The 17,304-nt window shown below is 46.0% G+C and carries 18 protein-coding genes and 1 tRNA gene; 10 read left to right on the top strand and 9 right to left on the bottom strand.

The genetic code is table 11. The features are described 5' to 3' along the window. Window positions 1-32 precede the first annotated feature (32 nt). Genes X919_RS0100095 through proS form a run of 3 tightly spaced genes read right to left on the bottom strand, consistent with a single transcriptional unit; the run spans window position 33 to window position 2,752 of the window. Window positions 33-707, bottom strand: a complete 675-nt coding sequence (locus X919_RS0100095) for a YggS family pyridoxal phosphate-dependent enzyme (protein WP_028898508.1) — start codon at window positions 705-707, stop codon at window positions 33-35. An 11-nt stretch (window positions 708-718) separates the two neighbouring features. Beyond that, complete coding sequence (locus X919_RS0100090; RefSeq protein ID WP_028898507.1) at window positions 719-1,234, bottom strand: DUF4494 domain-containing protein; 516 nt, start codon at window positions 1,232-1,234, stop codon at window positions 719-721. Between the two features lie 36 nt (window positions 1,235-1,270). Further along, the gene (gene proS, locus X919_RS0100085; protein WP_028898506.1) at window positions 1,271-2,752 is read right to left on the bottom strand and encodes a proline--tRNA ligase; all 1,482 of its coding nucleotides are present in this window, start codon (window positions 2,750-2,752) and stop codon (window positions 1,271-1,273) included. A gap of 195 nt (window positions 2,753-2,947) precedes the next feature. On the opposite strand from proS, the gene X919_RS0100080 reads away from it, so the two are divergent. The 3 genes from X919_RS0100080 (at window position 2,948) to X919_RS0100070 (ending at window position 7,030) form a co-directional block, all read left to right on the top strand. Beyond that, entirely contained in the window at window positions 2,948-3,631 is a 684-nt protein-coding gene (locus X919_RS0100080; RefSeq protein ID WP_028898505.1) for a YiaD family glycine zipper/OmpA-like lipoprotein, read from the top strand. A gap of 369 nt (window positions 3,632-4,000) precedes the next feature. Further along, a complete protein-coding gene (gene mtgA / locus X919_RS0100075) occupies window positions 4,001-4,741 on the top strand; it encodes a monofunctional biosynthetic peptidoglycan transglycosylase (RefSeq protein WP_028898504.1) in 741 nt (246 codons plus the stop codon). A gap of 6 nt (window positions 4,742-4,747) precedes the next feature. Next, complete coding sequence (locus tag X919_RS0100070; RefSeq protein WP_028898503.1) at window positions 4,748-7,030, top strand: ATP-dependent helicase; 2,283 nt, start codon at window positions 4,748-4,750, stop codon at window positions 7,028-7,030. A gap of 493 nt (window positions 7,031-7,523) precedes the next feature. Here the strand turns inward: X919_RS0100070 and trmD are convergent, their stop codons facing one another. The 4 genes from trmD to X919_RS15750 form a co-directional block, all read right to left on the bottom strand. After that, window positions 7,524-8,198: a tRNA (guanosine(37)-N1)-methyltransferase TrmD gene (trmD, locus tag X919_RS0100065; RefSeq protein WP_028898502.1), complete on the bottom strand. Its 675-nt coding sequence runs from the start codon at window positions 8,196-8,198 to the stop codon at window positions 7,524-7,526. An 18-nt stretch (window positions 8,199-8,216) separates the two neighbouring features. After that, window positions 8,217-10,250 (bottom strand): NAD-dependent DNA ligase LigA, encoded by a 2,034-nt coding sequence (ligA, locus tag X919_RS0100060; RefSeq protein WP_028898501.1) that lies wholly within the window; start codon window positions 10,248-10,250, stop codon window positions 8,217-8,219. Window positions 10,251-10,337: 87 nt separating this feature from the next. After that, a complete protein-coding gene (locus tag X919_RS0100055) occupies window positions 10,338-10,952 on the bottom strand; it encodes an OmpH/Skp family outer membrane protein (RefSeq protein ID WP_028898500.1) in 615 nt (204 codons plus the stop codon). A 33-nt stretch (window positions 10,953-10,985) separates the two neighbouring features. After that, complete coding sequence (locus tag X919_RS15750) at window positions 10,986-11,180, bottom strand: hypothetical protein (protein WP_081759385.1); 195 nt, start codon at window positions 11,178-11,180, stop codon at window positions 10,986-10,988. 102 nt (window positions 11,181-11,282) lie between these two features. Here X919_RS15750 and X919_RS0100045 point away from each other — a divergent pair, with 102 nt between their 5' ends. Then, window positions 11,283-12,740, top strand: a complete 1,458-nt coding sequence (locus X919_RS0100045; protein WP_028898498.1) for an aminoacyl-histidine dipeptidase — start codon at window positions 11,283-11,285, stop codon at window positions 12,738-12,740. Between the two features lie 187 nt (window positions 12,741-12,927). On the opposite strand, the gene X919_RS0100040 is transcribed toward X919_RS0100045, so the two are convergent. Both X919_RS0100040 and X919_RS0100035 read right to left on the bottom strand, forming a co-directional pair. After that, on the bottom strand, window positions 12,928-13,566 hold the full coding sequence (locus X919_RS0100040) for a DUF4230 domain-containing protein (RefSeq protein ID WP_028898497.1): 639 nt from the start codon (window positions 13,564-13,566) through the stop codon (window positions 12,928-12,930). After that, a complete protein-coding gene (locus X919_RS0100035) occupies window positions 13,556-14,230 on the bottom strand; it encodes a DUF4230 domain-containing protein (protein ID WP_028898496.1) in 675 nt (224 codons plus the stop codon). The genes X919_RS0100040 and X919_RS0100035 overlap by 11 nt, the downstream gene beginning before the upstream one ends. Window positions 14,231-14,347: 117 nt before the next feature. Here X919_RS0100035 and X919_RS0100030 point away from each other — a divergent pair, with 117 nt between their 5' ends. The 6 genes from X919_RS0100030 to X919_RS16965 form a co-directional block, all read left to right on the top strand. Next, entirely contained in the window at window positions 14,348-14,989 is a 642-nt protein-coding gene (locus X919_RS0100030; RefSeq protein ID WP_371212578.1) for a DUF4738 domain-containing protein, read from the top strand. A gap of 136 nt (window positions 14,990-15,125) precedes the next feature. Continuing rightward, window positions 15,126-15,611, top strand: coding sequence for a ferritin (locus tag X919_RS0100025; protein WP_028898494.1), 486 nt, complete (start codon window positions 15,126-15,128; stop codon window positions 15,609-15,611). A gap of 82 nt (window positions 15,612-15,693) precedes the next feature. Continuing rightward, window positions 15,694-16,290 (top strand): IMPACT family protein, encoded by a 597-nt coding sequence (locus X919_RS0100020; RefSeq protein ID WP_028898493.1) that lies wholly within the window; start codon window positions 15,694-15,696, stop codon window positions 16,288-16,290. Between the two features lie 92 nt (window positions 16,291-16,382). Further along, a tRNA-Ser gene (locus X919_RS0100015) sits at window positions 16,383-16,473 on the top strand. 79 nt (window positions 16,474-16,552) lie between these two features. Beyond that, complete coding sequence (locus X919_RS0100010) at window positions 16,553-17,014, top strand: MarR family winged helix-turn-helix transcriptional regulator (RefSeq protein WP_028898492.1); 462 nt, start codon at window positions 16,553-16,555, stop codon at window positions 17,012-17,014. 28 nt (window positions 17,015-17,042) lie between these two features. Continuing rightward, the coding region (locus tag X919_RS16965) for a hypothetical protein (protein WP_036916522.1) at window positions 17,043-17,304 on the top strand (262 nt) is incomplete at its 3' end.

Here is a 17,304-nt window from a genome sequence, read left to right as displayed (position 1 = left end):
GCTACTTTGTGATGATACATTTTATGAGACTATTAATAAACACGAGGGCCAAAGATGTTTGTTCCAACGCGTACCATTGTTGAGCCATGCTGAACGGCAATCTGATAATCGTGGCTCATTCCCCATGAACGTTGGCAAAAGGCATCGTCATCGGCAAAATATTGCTGCTTTATCTCATCGAAGAAGTGCCAGGCAGCATCAAATTCTTGTGCTATCTTGACAGCATCATCGGTATTGGTGGCCATCATCATGATGCCACAAATTTGAACATGATTCAGTTGACGCCATTCTCCTTCATCTAAAAGCGCACGACATGCGTCGAAAGATAGGCCAGATTTCGTCTTTTCTTCAGCCACATGAAGCTCTAAAAGCACTTGAATTGTACGGTCGTGTTTAGTTGCCAGTTTATCAATCTCTTTGAGGAGTCTCAAACAGTCCACCGACTCAATCATCGAAATATAGGGGGCAATATATTTCACCTTATTGGTTTGCAAGTGCCCGATAAAGTGCCATTTAATATCCTTAGGCAGTGTGGCGACTTTTTGCTTGAGCTCCTGTTCATGACTTTCACCAAAAACACGCTGCCCTTCAGCATAGGCTGCTTCAATATATTCTACAGGATGATATTTGCTGATGGCTACTAATTGCACTTGCTTTGGCAATGCTTGCAATACAGTCTTAAGATTTTTCGCTACATCAACTTCCATACTTTCTTTGCTTATTGATTTTCTCCCGTTGAAGTAGCCTCGTATTCGGGGACATCATTATGCGCCTCGTCCTTTGCTTTGGTGCTATTGTGTTCAAACACATCCATAATTTGTGTTTCTTGCACAGTAACAATCGCATAGTCAATCATTGTGCCATTCATAACCTCATCAACATGTTTTACGGCCATTGGCAAGTTGTTGGCTTGTACCAAATAGGTTACGTTGGAGCGCTTTTCCTTCTCCGTTTTCTCGTCAATGGTGATAAATTGCAACTTGCATTTATACCACTTATCGTCACTATCTGCATCGCTGAAGAAAATCTCACCATAGCTGGCTTGTTTTAAGTCGGTCACTTTAAAGTCGCCGCTGATGTATGCGCTCATCTCTTCTATGATTGTATTTTCAGCCTCAGTGAAACTCAGCGCATCTACAACATAGCTTTCAGAAACTTTCTTTTGCGAACCATCGTCAATGGTTTTCTCATAACGTATCTTGGTTTCAAACCAAGTTGCTGTTCTACTTCTCATATTCTTCTTTCTTTATGGGTCAATCTTATCCATTCATTAATAACTACGTGCTATGATGACACGATATTTTGCAGGTTTCCCTGACACCATGTCTACGCCTTCTGTTTGTTCATATCCAAACGGGATACAGCGAATGGTAGCCTGTGTTTCCTCTTTAATTTTCGCTTCGGTCTCTGCAGTGCCATCCCAATGGCAAAGGAAGAAGCCACCATCTTTTACTTTTGTTTTAAACTCATCGTAGTTATCGCACTCGTAAATATGAGCATCACGATAGCGACGTGCCTTTTCGAAAAGATTATTTTGGATATCTGCCAGCAGTTCTGTCACATGTTGAGCAATGTTATCGAAGCTAACATTCTCTTTTTCGAGTGTGTCACGTCGCATCAGTTCGATGGTGTTGTTTTCTAAATCGCGTGCACCCATAGCCAAACGCACTGGGACTCCCTTCAGTTCGTAGTCAGCAAATTTAAATCCTGGACGTTTATTGTCCGAATCATCTAATTTCACCGAGACGCCTGCTGCCTGCAATTCGAGAATGACGGGTTGCAACTTCTCGCGGATGGCATTCAGCTGTTCGTCATTCTTGTAGATGGGGATCATTACCACCTGAATAGGTGCGAGGTTGGGTGGCAACACCAAACCATTGTCATCACTGTGCACCATGATAAGTGCACCCATCAGACGCGTGCTCACACCCCATGACGTTGCCCAAACATATTCGGGCTTATTCTCTTTATTTAGAAAAGTGACGTCAAAACTCTTGGCAAAGTTTTGACCAAGGAAATGGCTGGTCCCACTTTGTAGAGCCTTGCCATCTTGCATCATCGCTTCAATTGTATAAGTATTGAGAGCACCGGCAAAGCGTTCTGTTTCGCTCTTCACCCCTTGTATTACGGGCACAGCCATCCATTTCTCTGCAAAGTCGGCATAAACCTTGAGCATCTTCTGTGCTTCGGCTTCGGCCTCTTCTTTTGTGGCGTGTGCCGTGTGGCCTTCTTGCCAAAGAAATTCTGATGTGCGAAGGAATGGGCGTGTACGCATTTCCCAGCGCATCACGTTGCACCATTGGTTGCACATGATGGGCAGATCGCGCCACGATTTAATCCATCCTTTATAGGTGTTCCAGATAATGGTTTCCGAAGTAGGACGAATAATCAACTCTTCTTCTAACTTAGCCGACGGGTCGACCACAACATCGCTACCATCCTCATTTTCTTTCAAACGATAGTGCGTCACCACGGCACACTCCTTAGCAAAGCCTTGCACATGTTCGGCCTCACGACTAAAGAAGCTTTTTGGAATTAACAGTGGGAAGTAGGCATTTTGCACGCCCGCCTTTTTAAATTCCTTATCAAGTTGTTGCTGCATTTTTTCCCAAATGGCATAACCATAAGGTTTAATTACCATGCAACCGCGCACGGGCGACTGCTCGGCCAAATCAGCTTTCACCACTAAATCATTATACCATTGGCTGTAATTCTCAGCCCGTTTGGTAAGTTCTTTGAGTTCTTTTGCCATTATCTTTCTTCTAATTTTGTTGCGTTCTACTTAGGGAAACCCCTAATTAAAATAGGTGCATTCCACAGAGAAATGCTCCCAAGAAATTCTAAATTTGCCTGCAAAATTACAAAAAAATAGTTGGTTTGCAATCGTTCGTGTTGGAAAAACAACTACCTTTGCAGCGATAACATTTCATCAAAAATTATTAGAGATATGAAAAATTTAAAAACAGTAGTAGCAGGATTATGTGTGCTTTCCGTTTTTGGTTGTGCAACCAAGCAAGGCACAGGAGCTTTGGCTGGCGGTGGTGCCGGCGCAGTTTTAGGTGGTATTGTGGGTAATATCATCGGTAAGGACACAAAGAGTACGGCCATTGGCGCAGCTATTGGTGGAGCCCTTGGCTCTGGTGCAGGTGCACTCATTGGCCGTCACATGGATAAAGTTGCGGCGCAGGCTGCACAAATCAAGAATGCTAAGGTTGACGAGGTGACCGATGCTAATGGTTTGAAAGCTGTCAGAGTGACGTTTGATAGCGGCATTCTTTTCGCTACCAACAAGGCTGATTTGGCAGCAGGCTCAAAGAACGATTTATCGAAGTTCTCAACGGTGTTGAAGAACAACAACGATTGCCACGTAGATATTTATGGTTACACCGATGCAACGGGTAACGATGGTATCAACATTCCTTTGAGCAACAGTCGAGCACATAGCGTAGTGAACTATTTAAAGAGCTGTGGCGTTTCATCTTCGCAATTTAAGAATGTAGAAGGCAAGGGTAGCGAAAATCCTGTTGCAAGCAATTCAACCGCAGCCGGTCGCAAACAAAACCGTCGTGTTGAAGTTTATTTGTATGCTTCACCAGCGATGGTTGAAAAAGCAAATAAGGGGACGCTGTAAGCTCACCATTTATTCTAAAGTAACAGAGGAGAGGGGATGTCGAAAGGCAGGCATCCTCTCTTTTTGGAGTAAAAGAACTTGCCGAGGTTCCGGCAAACATCAAAGAATAAATTTGAACCTTGTCGAAGTTCCGGCAAACGTCAAAAAATAAATTTGGGACTTGCCGACATTCCGTCAAACGCCAAAAAAATAATTTGAGACTTGCCGAGATTCCGGCAAACGTCAAAAAATAAATTTGAGCCTTGCCGACATTCTGGCGAACGTCAAAAAATAAATTTGGGACTTGCCGAGGTTTCGGCAAGCGGCAAAAAAATAATTTGAGACTTGCCCAGAGTTGGGCAATAACGATATAAAATAAAACGCTTGTAAATGGCACTAAAAAGCATCATTTGGAAAGTTGTTCGATGGGGTGGGGCTTTGTTTTTCGCCTCATCCATTCTTTCTGTCATCCTGTTGCGCTTCCTCCCAGTTTATGTCACACCACTCATGTTTATTCGTACCTTCCAACAATTGGGTAGTGGCGAGTCGGTGGTTTGGCATCACCATTGGGTTCCGTTAGACGAAATTTCGCCCCATCTCCCTGTAGCGGTGATGGCCAGCGAAGACCAGCGCTTTTTGTTGCACCATGGTTTTGATTATGATGCCATTGAGAAGGCGGCCAAGCGCAACATGAAAGGTGGTAAACGCAAGCTCGGTGCCAGTACCATTAGTCAGCAGACGGCCAAGAATGTGTTTTTGTGGCCAGGGCGGTCGTGGGTGAGAAAAGGGTTTGAGGTTTATTTCACGGCCTTGATAGAGGTGCTTTGGAGCAAGCAGCGCATCATGGAAGTTTATCTCAATTCAATCGAGATGGGCAAAGGAATTTATGGTGCTGATGCCGTAGCCGAATATCATTTTGGGAAAGACGCACTCGATTTGTCGCGCCGCGATTGTGCCACGATTGCCGCCACGTTGCCCAATCCCATTCGCTTTAATAGTGCGCAGCCCGATAGCTATGTTTTAAAGCGACGCGCTCAAATTTTGCAAAACATGCGTTTCATGCCCGCCTTTCCGAAAGAGGGCGAAGATTATAATCCACGAACAGCGTCGGGCGGAGTTTATGCACGATAAGACAACATGCAGTTAGATTTAAATCAAAGTCAGCTTGAGGCTGTAAAATATTGTGACGGCCCACAATTGGTGATAGCCGGTGCAGGTTCGGGCAAGACGCGCGTACTCACCTATAAGATAGCCTATCTCATGGATGAGTTGCATTATGAACCTTGGAGTATTTTGGCCTTAACGTTCACCAACAAAGCGGCGGGCGAAATGCGTCAACGCATAGCCACCATGGTGGACGAGAATCGCGCGCGCTATCTTTACATGGGTACCTTCCATAGTATCTTTTCGCGCATCCTGCGTGTTGAGGCCGAGCATGTGGGCTATCAACGCAATTTCACCATTTACGACGAGTCGGATAGTCGTTCGCTGCTCAAAAATATCACCAAGGAGCTTGGATTTGATGAGAAGGTCTATAAGCCATCGTCGGTGCACGCCTGCATCAGCATGGCCAAGAACCATCTTATTTCGGCCGACGATTATGCCACACGTGTGAATCTGCGTAAGCGCGACAACATGAATAAGCAGAGCTATCTTTATAAAATCTATAAAGTTTATGAGCAGCGATGTGTGCAAGCCAATGCAATGGATTTCGACGATTTGCTGGTGCTCACTTGGAAGTTGTTTCATGAACACGAAGACATCCGCCAGAAATATGCTGCGCGTTTCCGCTATGTGTTGGTCGATGAGTTTCAAGACACCAACGCCGTGCAGCAAGAGATTGTCACGCAACTCACCCGCGAGCAGCAACACATCTGTGTGGTAGGCGACGATGCGCAGAGTATTTATGGTTTTCGTGGTGCGAACATTGATAACATTCTTAACTTTCAGAACATCTATCCTAAGTGCAAGCTCTTTAAGTTGGAGCAGAATTATCGTTCGACACAAAATATTGTTCAAGCGGCCAACAGCCTCATTCGCCACAACGAGCGGCAGATTCCCAAAGCATCGTTCAGCGAAAATGCCCTCGGCGAAAAGCTTATTTATGAGCCGTTGCACAGCGATCGCGAAGAGGCTACGGTCGTGGGGCATCACATTGCCAACATCGTGCGGCAGGAACATTGCGACTACACCCAGTTTGCCATTCTCTACCGCACCAACGCGCAGAGCAGAATCTTAGAAGAAGAACTGCTCAAGCAAGAAATTCCTTATCGCATCTTTGGCGGAATGAGTTTCTATCAGCGCAAGGTCATCAAAGATGTGTTGGCCTATTTCCGCATGGTGGCCAATCCCGACGACGAAGAGGCACTGCGCCGAATTATTAACTATCCGAAGCGCGGCATTGGTGACACCACCGTGAGCAAAATCGCCGTTTGTGCACAAACCCACCAAACGAGCCTGTGGAATGTAATTCTAAATCCGCTGGCCTATAATTTAGAGGTGAGCGGCAGTGTGGCCACCAAGCTGCACAACTTTGCAACGCTCATCATGTCGTTCATGGCGCAGGTAGCCGAAAAAGATGCCTACGAATTGGGCACGACAATCATCAAAGAATCGGGTATCAGCACCGACATCTTCTCGTCGAAGGATCAAGAAGCGCTCGACAGGCAAGAAAACCTAAAGGAGTTGCTCAACGGCTTGCAAGATTTTGTGGCCTCGAAAAAGGAGGAAGGCAATGCCGACGAAATCTATTTGGTGGACTTCTTGCAGGAGGTGTCGTTGCTCACCGACCAAGATCGCAACAATCCCGATGACAACAACCGCGTTTCGTTGATGACCATTCACTCGGCCAAGGGATTGGAGTTTGCCAATGTTTTCATCGTGGGCTTAGAGGAAAACATCTTCCCCAGTCCGATGTGCACCACCACAGCACGCGAATTAGAAGAGGAGCGCCGGTTGCTCTATGTTGCCATCACGCGTGCCGAAAAGCGCTGCTTCATCACCAATGCCAAGAGCCGGTGGCGTTATGGCAAATTGGTGTTTAGCTCGCCCAGCCGTTTCATTCGCGACATCGATGCGCGCTACATGGCTTTGCGCGAGAACGGCAGCTTATTCAATGAAACTAAAACAGCCGATTTCGATCGTCCGGTGACTCGCGTTTCTCCCTCACCGCTTCAATCGCACAGCAGGTTGCAAGCACTCCACACGCCATCTACCACCATTTCGGCTGGCGGCAACAGCAACATTGTTGCAAGCGACGGCCTGAAAAGTGGCAGCATCATCGAACACCAGCGGTTTGGCATCGGCACGGTTGATTTTTTAGAGGGTGAAGGAGACAACTTGAAAGCCACGGTCACGTTTGAGAACGTAGGCCGAAAAGTGCTCTTGCTGAAATTTGCGCGCTACAAAATTAAATCTTGAATGGTGCACAACCACCATTCGAAACCTCCCATTCTATAAGGGTTTCTGTTGCACAGCATTTGTTTCGAGGTGAATTTGCAAAGAAACGCTTTCTCCCAAAGCGAGGAACGGCCGTCATAACCTTATGCCAGCTCCATCCTGTTCGGGGAACGGCAGTCATAACCTTATGCCTGCTTCACCCTGTTTGGGGAACGGCTGTCATAACCTTATGCCTGCTCCATCCTGTTTGAGGAACGGCCGTCATAACCTTATGCCAGCTTCACCCTGTTTGGGGAACGACAGTCATAACCTTATGCCTGCTCCATCCTGTTCGGGGAATGGTAGTCATAACCTTATGCCAGCTCCATCCTGTTTGGGGAACGGCAGTCATAACCTTATGCCAGCTTCATCCTGTTTGAGGAACAAGAGTCATAACCTTATGCCTGCTTCATCCTGTTCGGGGAACAAGAGTCATAAGCTTATGCCACCTTCAACCGACATGCGGAGAGGAAGATTATTTCAGCAAGTCGGGGCGCAAGCGTTTGGTTCGCTCCATGGCTTGCTCAAATTCCCATTGGCGTATTTTGGCTTCGTTGCCACTCAGCAAAATCTCGGGCACGCACCATCCTTTATAGTCTGCCGGACGTGTATAGATGGGAGCAGCCAAAAGGTCGTCTTGAAAGCAGTCGCTCAGTGCACTTTGTTCGTCGCTGATGCTGCCCGGGATGAGCCTCACAATGGCATCGGTGATGGCGGCGGCAGCCAATTCGCCTCCCGTGAGCACATAGTCGCCAATGCTGAGTTCGCGTGTGATGAGGTGCTCGCGTATGCGCTGGTCAATGCCTTTGTAATGACCGCAAAGCATAATGAGGTTTCCTTTGAGCGAGAGCTCGTTGGCGATGTGTTGATTGAAGGTTTCACCATCGGGGCTCATGTAAATCACCTCGTCATAGTGGCGCTGGGCTTGCAAGGCCGAGATGCACCGGTCGATGGGCTCGCATTGCATCACCATGCCAGCGCTGCCTCCATAGGGGTAATCGTCAACGCGGCGCCATTTGTCGGTGGAATAGTCACGCAGATTGTGCAACTGAATGTCGACGAGCCCTTTCTTTTGTGCTCGCGCTAAGATAGATTCTTGGAAAAAGCCCTCCATCATGGTGGGCAGAACGGAGATAATATCGATTCGCATATTTGCAAGAATTTCGTTTTATTTTGAATACTGAAGGGGTGCCGATGTGCTGTTGTCGTGCTCGTCGGCAGCCGTGAACTTCGCCATAAATTCGTCCTCGGTGATGATGGGGATAGCCAACTGGTGGGCCTTTTGATTTTTGGCACTGGTCGACGTTGCGTCGTTGTTGATGAGGTAGTGTGTTGATTTGCTCACGCTTCCCGTCACCTTTCCACCCTGACTTTCGATGTAGGCCTTGAGCGCATTGCGGTTTTTATAGTGAACGACGTCGCCCGTGATGACAAAGGTGAGCCCGGCACAACGATTGCCTTGCTGTGTCACAGGTGGCTGCGAGATGTGCAGCTGTTGCATCAGACGAGTTACGATGTTGAAATGCTCTTCATCGCGAAACCAACGCTCAAACTGGCTGCTCTTTTCGGGGCCAATGCCTGCGATTTCGGCCAACGGAGAATGGCCCAGCTCAGCATTTGGTTGGCGTGCGATAGCCATCAAATCGGTTAGCGGATAAGCCTGCAATAGGCGGCGGCAAACGTCTTGTCCGCAAAGCGGAATGCTCAAGGCGAAGAGAAAATGCTGTGCATCGACATTGCGTGCCCGTTCGATGGAGGCCAGCAATTTCTGCGTGCTGCGCAAGCCAAAGCCATCTAATTGTGCCATCGCTTCAGCATAATCTTTCAACAGGAATAGGTCGGCGTAGGTCTTAATCCAGCCTAAATTCATAAACTTCACGACAGTCTGCTCGGACATTCCTTCAATGTTAACCCCTTCTTTACTCACAAAACGGGCAAACTTTTTTAACTGTTTAGCCGGACAATCTTTGTTCGTGCAATGTAGGGTTTTGGTGTTGCTGACCTCGCTCACCGAAATTTGGGTTGGCGATTGGCAAACAGGGCAGGTGCACGGCACTTGAAGCGTGCCCACCGTTTCAATCACCTCGATAACCTTTGGTATAATCTTGTTGGCCTTGATAACACGCAGCTTCGTACCCTGTTCGCCGATGCCTAATCGCTCGCATTCGCTGATATTGCAAAGCGATGCGCGCTTCACGGTGGTGCCCTCAAGCTCTACGGGCGAGAAGATGGCTACGGGCGAGATGGTGCTGGCTGCACAACTCCATTCCACATGATCTAAGGTGGTGTCGGCATGCTCGTCTTGCCATTTAAATGCGTAGCCAGCGCGGGTGGCATGATGCCCTGTCACGCTGCCCGTTTGTGCATATTGCGTGTCATCATACGTAATTACCAAGCCGTCGACAGGGTAGGGGTTAATCTTCTGCGTCACCAGCTCTGTCCAGTGCGCAATGGTTTGCTCAATATTTTGTAGCGTCGGGTGCAGAATCTCTTCGTGCGCAACAGGATGCATTCCGTTCTGGCGCAGCCATTCCATGCGTGCACCCCAAGAACGAATTTCGTTGTCGGTGTGAACCAAGGTGAATGGAATCCATTGTAAATGGCGCAACCTCACTTCGTCCACGTCTTTTAGCGTGAGTGACCCCGAAGCCAAGTTGCGTGGATTGGCATATTCTTCGTCACTCTCGATATTGAATTGCTCGAAATCAGCATAACTAATAACGCACTCGCCGCGCACCACAGCGTGCCCCTGATAGGGGATCGTTTGCGGGATGCCTTGAATGGCATTGACCAAATGCGTTATATTGGTGCCGATGTGTCCATTACCGCGCGTGACGACCTTGGTCAATTTCCCTGCATCGAATGTCACGACGAGGGTTAATCCATCAAGTTTCCAACTCATCCAAATGGGACGCCCCTCAGCCCATTTGGCTAAATCTGCAGGCTGTTTTGTCTTGGCTAAGGATAGAGCAGGAAACTCGTGTGCCTCTTTTGCTCCACTAATGTTATCGGCTGAAACTTTATTGGTGGGCGAGTCGGGCAAAACTACTCCTGTTTCTTCTTCTAAGTGTTTCAACTGGTCGAAGCGAGCATCCCATTCATAATCACTAAGCAGCTCGTCCTGCCCATTATAATAGGCATCGGCTGCTCGATTGAGTTGGTCAACCCACTCACGCATTTGCTGAATTTTATCTGTTGACATAAGCTTTGTCCGTGTGAAGAAAAAATGCTACTACCCAACGCTATGCCGGATAGTAGCATGATATAAAGTCTATTTGTTACAATATCGTTATTTCTTGGCGGCAGCTGCCATTTTGGGTGAAGGCTTATAAGCCTTGTTTAAACCTGCAACAACCTCGTTGGTGATGTCGAAAGCCTTATCGGCATAAAGTAAGTTGTCGCCCGCCTTACTCAAAATCAAACTGTAATGTTTGTCTTGATTATACGTTTTAAGGTAGTGCTGTATGCTATCGCGTAAAGCATTGTTATATTTCTCAGTCTCCTTTTGAAACTCGTTGGTCAAACGTTGATTAAGCGCTTGTAGGTCTGCATTCTGCTTTTGAAGATTTGCATTAATAGCTTCTGCTTGCTCGCGGGAATAGGCATTCTGTTGCACTTTCTGTTGGAAATTGGCTGCAGCTGCCTGCAATTGCTGCTGTTTCGCAGCCAAAGTGCTTTGAATGTTTTGTCCTTTACGCTGCAAAATAAGCGAGTAATCTTTGCAAAACTTATACTGACTCATGATGCTATCTACTTCGACATAAGCAATCTTGAGTGATGTCGCCTCTTTTTGCGGTGTATCAGATTTTGCATCGACCTTTGGCGCAGACTGGTTACAACTTGACAACGCAGCCATAGTGGCAGCTGTTATCGTCAATACTTTCAAAATGTTTTTCTTATTCATATTTTCATTTCTAAATCTAAATTCAATATTTCCTTAATAAGCTTTTCCTGCACGACGTGCTTCTTTATCTTGGTCTATCACACAATGAATACCCTGCTTACGTAAAGCTGCATTGTCATGAATGTGTTGTGATGTAAACTTTCCATTCTTTAAAAACAATAGTTTAACAGCTAATAATGCGAAAGCTATTGCAATTATTAACATAGACAAGAGAAATATCTTAATCATTTTTATTACTTTTGTGCTTACCTTTTTGGATGATTTTATTGCGAGCAAAGGTAATATAAATCGAATAAAGGACAAAACAAAACGAAATAAAAAGATATTAAAATGAGTAATGTAGAATTAAAACCAGTACGGGTGTTTGAGCAGTTCGCTGCCATCAATCAAATACCTCGTCCTTCGAAACACGAGGAAAAGATGGCTGCTTATTTAAAGAAATTCGCAGCTGATCGGGGGCTTGCATGTAAGGAAGATGAAATAGGCAATATCCTAATTAGTAAGCCTGCTACGAAAGGTATGGAACACATGGGTACCACTATTTTACAAAGTCATATGGATATGGTTTGTGACAAATTGGTGGATGTGGAATTCGATTTCCATAACGATGCAATCCAAACCTATGTTGATGGTGAATGGTTAAAAGCAAAAGGTACGACATTGGGAGCCGATGATGGTATTGGCTGTGCCATAGAATTGGCTATTTTAGATAGTGATGATATAGAACATGGTCCCATTGAATGTGTGTTTACGCGTGATGAAGAAACTGGACTTACAGGGGCATTTGGTATGAAATCAGGCTTCATGAGTGGTAAATACCTCATCAATCTCGATTCAGAGGATGAAGGACAGATTTTTGTATCGTGTGCCGGTGGTATTAATACAACAGCTACATTCACGTTTACGCGCGAAGCTGCTCCTGCAGACTACACATTCATGGAGGCTTCGCTAAAGGGACTCACAGGAGGGCATTCGGGTGATGATATCAATAAGAAGCGTGCAAATGCCATCAAAATTATGGCACGTTTCCTCTACTTGCTGCAAAGCCAGATGCCACTTCGCTTAGCACAATGGAATTCGGGACGCATGCATAACGCGATTCCGCGCGACGGAAAGATTATCTTTGCCGTGCCCGCAGACCAAAAGGCCGAAGTGGAGCAAGTGTGGAAAAAGCTGATTGCGGGTGTTGAAGAAGAATTCCATGTGACTGACCCCGTGATGCATTGGAATTTGACTGAGACAGAGGCACAAACTGTTTTGCCGGCTACTGTTTCGCAAAATCTCATTCGCAGTTTACAAGCATTAGACAACGGCCCACTCACATTCTGTCAAGACAAAGCACTTGAAAATATGGTTGAAACATCGAGCAATGTGGCCAGTGTGCAAAGTGAAGAGAGTAAGGTTGTGATTGTGGCCAGTCAACGTAGTAACGTGATGAGCAATCTCAAAAACATGGCCAATACCGTGAAGGCTGCGTTTGAGTTGGGCGGTGCTGACGTATTGCAAAACGATGGTTATCCTGCTTGGAAAATGAATCCCAATAGCAAATTGGTAAAAGTGACGGTCGAATCCTATAAGAAGCTGTTTGGCAAGGAGCCTATTGTTCGGGGAATTCATGCAGGTTTGGAATGTGGCCTATTTTCTGAGAAATATCCTGAGCTGGATATGGTTAGTTTTGGGCCGACCCTTCGTTATGTTCATACTCCTGATGAACGCCTGCTTATCCCTACTGTAAAAATGGTTTGGGATCACTTGTTAGATGTTTTAAAGAATATTCCGCAGGAGTAAATTTTGTTTGTTATGTAATGGAGTGGGTAGTTATAAGTTTAACTACCCACTTTAATTATGTCCTATAAAAGATGCCTATTCATTAAATGGTAGATACACGATTTAGTAACTTTCTATGCATCTGGTAGCTAAATCTTTTGAGAAAAAATGTAGTAGGCGAGTTTCCAATTGAGCATTCTAAAAGTAGCTAAGGTCTGGTATGGGAAAATACTACGACCACATTTTTAGCACCCATACTGCGTAGTAGTTCTTTCACTTGTTGTTGTGCATTCTCTTGTGCGAGTTGCAAGTTCTGGCGTGAAAGAGCGCGTTTCAGCATCACGTTATAGGCTTTCTCATACATATGTTTGCGGTCGGTTTCTGTCCAGCTGCCCTTTTCGTAGAAAGACATTGTGCGCGCTTCGTCAATGAAATGAAGATCCAATAGCTTGATGGGGGGCAGCGTGGCGATGAGTGTATCGTGCTTCTGTGTGAGCCAACCTTCGGGTGTTTCTTTAAGGTTAATGCCCAAACGGAGCGTGCCATAATAGATGCGTGCCAGTTCACTATCGCCGAAGAAGCCATGCTTAATGGTGTCGATGAGCTCTTCATCGTTCACTTGAAGAAATTCCCATTCGCCAATAGCTTCAATATGTTCCACTTGTGTGGGGGTGAGGTCGATATTGCTATTGTCGGCGAAGGAGAGGCTGTTTCCCTTTAATAGCAGTCTAATGCCCCATAAGACGAGAGCTGCAAGGAGCACAATAGCCAAGACGATATAAACTTTGTTGACGAGCCATCGCTGTGCGAAATAGGCGATGCCATGCGACTTTTTCTTATCTTCCATGTTCGTTGGTTTTATCAATCAGTTGTGGGATATCTTTAGGTTGCAAATTGTTGCTGAAGGTGATGGTAATATCCTTTTCTTCGTAGCCTAATTGTTGTAGTATGGGAACGAGCGTGCGGGTGGCGCTAATGCGTGCATATTCTAAGATGTCAGATTTCTCAAGGTCTTTAAGAATTTGCTGTCGTCCTTGCTGTTCGAAGTGAGCCAGCTCTGCATCGGTGAAGTTTGTACGCATGAAACTGACGTATTCGCGCACACTTTTGTGATCAATTTCAGTGCTGGTGATGACGAGATGTGGATTGGGCAACTTGATGGTGATGCGCTTTCCGTGGCGCTCGATGTTATCTTCATTAAAGCCTTCGAAGTTAATATAGGCTTTGATAGTGGCGTCCATAGGGATAGCCACTTCTCGTTTACTGAAGGGTAGGTTGATGTTGATGTCTGTGTTGAACAATGACCCCTTGATGGTTTTCTGGTCGTTATGCGTCACAATCTTGTGCACTTGGTAGGACATGGTGTAGAGTCTGGAGCATTGTTGAATGCGGTTCACCAGCATAGGAATTGTGTCGAAGGCTTGCTGTGTAGGAGCCGTCTCATGTTTGCATCCCATGATAAATCCTGCCAAGAGTGCTATCGACAGACAGATGATGTTTCTTTTCTTCATTGACTGATTTGAAATAATGTGCTGCAAAGTTACTAAAAAAGCCGAAAGCATGCAATGTTCGTGGAAAAACAGCATATATTGCATATTAAACCAGTATGGATTACGGCAATAAAGCGTATGAATTACTTTGTTTTTTCTACCATTTGCCGTACCTTTGCAGTTGCATTGATACATGAGATGAAAATGAAACACTTTATGATATGTATTTCCATTGCCCTGTTCATAGGAAGTCTTGTTGGTTGTGGTGGAAAGAAAAACAATGGTGACATTATAACAAAGAAACCTGTATTGGTGGTGCATCGCACCATTCAAAAGACGGGCGACTACGTGCAGCGTCGGGAAGTGAGTTGGCTGGGCAGCCATTACACGGTGGAGGTGAAGCGCATGGCTGACCCTTCTTTGCCTGTTATTAACGATGGCAGCAGCAGATATTACGACAATCGCATTACTATCACAGTAATTCGTGCCGATGGAAGTACGTTTTTCTCACGGTCTTTTACCAAGAAAGATTTCTTAGCCTATGTAGATAAAGCCTATGCCGACGAGGCCTTGGTGGGCATAGTGCTCGACCATGCAGCGGGCAATAATTTGCGTTTTGCGGCCAGTGTGGGATCCCCAGACAAGCTAAGCGACGAATATGTGCCGCTGAAGATGACTCTCTCACGCACCGGTGGCGTGTCGATAGCGCGTGACACGCAATTAGATACGGGTAGCAATGAACCTTCAGAAGCTGATTTGAGCGACGAAGAGGATATTTGATAACGCAGTCAGGTATACCGACTTCGGCCATGAATCGATGACTAAGATTTGACAGGTATTTCGAGACAAGTGTTGTATTCTTATATATTTTTTTGTACCTTTGCGGACAAAATTCACACTTTAAAATAAAGGTTTTATGATATCAAGTTCATTAGAAAAGGCTCTTAACGAGCAGATTGTTTGCGAGATTTATTCTGCAAATCTCTATCTTTCCATGTCGTTCTATTTTGAGAAGGAAGGTTATAATGGTTTTTCTACCTGGATGAAGAAACAGAGTGCAGAAGAGATGGATCATGCTTATCAAATGGCTAATTTCATTATCAAGCGTGGAGGAACAGCCGAAGTAAACACGATTGATGCAGTGAAGAAGACCTGGACAAGCCCTCTCAATGCCTTCGAGGATGCTTATGCACATGAATGCAAAATTAGTGCGCGTATCAACGACTTGTTGACCCAAGCACAAAAAGAAGGCGACAATGCTACACAAGATTTCTTGTGGCAGTTTGTACGTGAGCAGGTTGACGAAGAAGCTACGGCAAGTGGCATTGTAGACCGCATCAAGCGTATGGGCGATAGTTCACTCTTCAATTTGGATGAGCAGTATGGCCGTCGTCAAGGCTAATCCCTGCAGAGTTATTTTTTTTATGCAATAAAACGAACTGGTGCATGCTCATGGTGGTATGTGCCAGTTTTTTATTCCAACCATGCCAGATATCGATTTGTATACAACCGTAGTGAGCGATGCTGTAGGCGAAGGCTTTTATAGCGAGAAGCGCAGCAAGTTTTATGCTTTTGCTCACCATGTGACAACGCTCGACGAAGTGAAAACGCTGGTGGCATCCTATCGGCAGAAATATTATGATGCACGCCATTGTTGCTATGCTTATGTTTTGGGGCCTGACGGAGCGCTTTTCCGTGCCAACGATGATGGTGAGCCGAGTTCAACAGCGGGCAAACCCATTTTAGGGCAGATTAATGCCCGGCAACTTACGGATGTTCTTGTGGTGGTGGTGCGCTATTATGGCGGCATCAATTTAGGCACAGGTGGGCTGATTGTGGCCTATCGTGAGGCGGCGGCCGATGCCCTATCGCATATTGCATGGGTTGAAAAGCAGGTGGAAGAGACCATCGACTATGAGTTCACCTATCCGATGATGAATGGTGTGATGCATTTAATTAAAGAATTCAATGCCACAATTGTCAGTCAGGAATTTGACAATGTTTGTAAAGTTTCGTTGCGCATTCGCCACCGCGATGCCCAATTACTGCTCAATCGTTTGGCGCAGCTGTCTTTTCAATAATATAACCTATAATGTCTGTTAAATATCCATGTTTGCCGAGTCCTTTTCGGATAGGTTCTCATGCTTTTTTATTAAATTTGCACTCGCGAAAAGGAAGATTGGCAGAGTGACCGAATGCGCTGGACTCGAAATCCGGTATACGCCTTTCGCGTATCGGGGGTTTGAATCCCTCATCTTCCGCCACAAATTAGTAAAGGTTTAGACCTACAGTGAATTGGCTTTCCGATGCTGTAGGTCTTTTTTAAATTAAAGCAGGATACGAATGGCAATAGAACAGTTAAAGTTGAGCAATCAAGTTTGTTTTCGTTTATACAGTGTGAGCAGGCTCGTTATTCAGGCCTATCGCCCGTTGTTAGACCGCTTGGGAATCACCTATCCGCAATATCTGGTGCTTATGGTGTTGTGGGAAAACGACCATCAGTTGGTGAACGACATAGCACATCGCCTGATGTTGGAAACCAACACGGTGACACCATTAATGCAGCGCATGGAAAGGATGGGCTTGCTGGTGCGCAAGCGTGGAAAGAGTGACGGCCGGCAGCGCATTGTGTCGTTGACCAAGAAGGGCAAGGAGATGGAAAGTGAGGCGCGCGACATTCCGCAACAATTGGCCAATGGCTTGGGCAGTTGTGGCATTCCTGTAGAAAATGTGTTGGGGCTCGTGCCCGTTTTAGACCAGATTATTGAGGGGTTGTATCCCCACGAAGCACCAAAAGCAGAGTAGCTTTTCCTCGGTGTAGCCTTGAAGGCAGATGCGTATAGGGCATAATGGCAGTTGGTTGTCGTTGTGCCCTTTGCTTTTGTTCCTGCTTTTCGTTTGGATGCAGCAAATGGTGCTGCCTGCTTGCATCGGCCTCTTTCTATTGGTAGCAGCATCCGTTTTTGCCAGCATTTTGCGTTTTTGTTCGTCGGAAGATCCCCTCGCTCACGATAACCGAAGCAAAATATTGGCGGCGAGCCCCTCGCTCACGATAACTGAAGCAAAATATCGGCGGCGAGCCCCTCGCTCACGAT

Source organism: Prevotella sp. HJM029 (genome assembly GCF_000599605.1).
GTDB lineage: Bacteria > Bacteroidota > Bacteroidia > Bacteroidales > Bacteroidaceae > Prevotella.
Note: the sequence above shows the minus strand (reverse complement) of the source record. Positions and strands in the feature narration are given on the sequence as shown.

Coding starts and splice junctions, on each gene's coding strand:
- X919_RS0100095 (WP_028898508.1), bottom strand. CDS start 707: ATGGAAGTTGATGTAGCGAAAAATCTTAAGACTGTATTGCAAGCATTG.
- X919_RS0100090 (WP_028898507.1), bottom strand. CDS start 1,234: ATGAGAAGTAGAACAGCAACTTGGTTTGAAACCAAGATACGTTATGAG.
- proS (WP_028898506.1), bottom strand. CDS start 2,752: ATGGCAAAAGAACTCAAAGAACTTACCAAACGGGCTGAGAATTACAGC.
- X919_RS0100080 (WP_028898505.1), top strand. CDS start 2,948: ATGAAAAATTTAAAAACAGTAGTAGCAGGATTATGTGTGCTTTCCGTT.
- mtgA (WP_028898504.1), top strand. CDS start 4,001: ATGGCACTAAAAAGCATCATTTGGAAAGTTGTTCGATGGGGTGGGGCT.
- X919_RS0100070 (WP_028898503.1), top strand. CDS start 4,748: ATGCAGTTAGATTTAAATCAAAGTCAGCTTGAGGCTGTAAAATATTGT.
- trmD (WP_028898502.1), bottom strand. CDS start 8,198: ATGCGAATCGATATTATCTCCGTTCTGCCCACCATGATGGAGGGCTTT.
- ligA (WP_028898501.1), bottom strand. CDS start 10,250: ATGTCAACAGATAAAATTCAGCAAATGCGTGAGTGGGTTGACCAACTC.
- X919_RS0100055 (WP_028898500.1), bottom strand. CDS start 10,952: ATGAATAAGAAAAACATTTTGAAAGTATTGACGATAACAGCTGCCACT.
- X919_RS15750 (WP_081759385.1), bottom strand. CDS start 11,180: ATGATTAAGATATTTCTCTTGTCTATGTTAATAATTGCAATAGCTTTC.
- X919_RS0100045 (WP_028898498.1), top strand. CDS start 11,283: ATGAGTAATGTAGAATTAAAACCAGTACGGGTGTTTGAGCAGTTCGCT.
- X919_RS0100040 (WP_028898497.1), bottom strand. CDS start 13,566: ATGGAAGATAAGAAAAAGTCGCATGGCATCGCCTATTTCGCACAGCGA.
- X919_RS0100035 (WP_028898496.1), bottom strand. CDS start 14,230: ATGAAGAAAAGAAACATCATCTGTCTGTCGATAGCACTCTTGGCAGGA.
- X919_RS0100030 (WP_371212578.1), top strand. CDS start 14,348: ATGAATTACTTTGTTTTTTCTACCATTTGCCGTACCTTTGCAGTTGCA.
- X919_RS0100025 (WP_028898494.1), top strand. CDS start 15,126: ATGATATCAAGTTCATTAGAAAAGGCTCTTAACGAGCAGATTGTTTGC.
- X919_RS0100020 (WP_028898493.1), top strand. CDS start 15,694: ATGCCAGATATCGATTTGTATACAACCGTAGTGAGCGATGCTGTAGGC.
- X919_RS0100010 (WP_028898492.1), top strand. CDS start 16,553: ATGGCAATAGAACAGTTAAAGTTGAGCAATCAAGTTTGTTTTCGTTTA.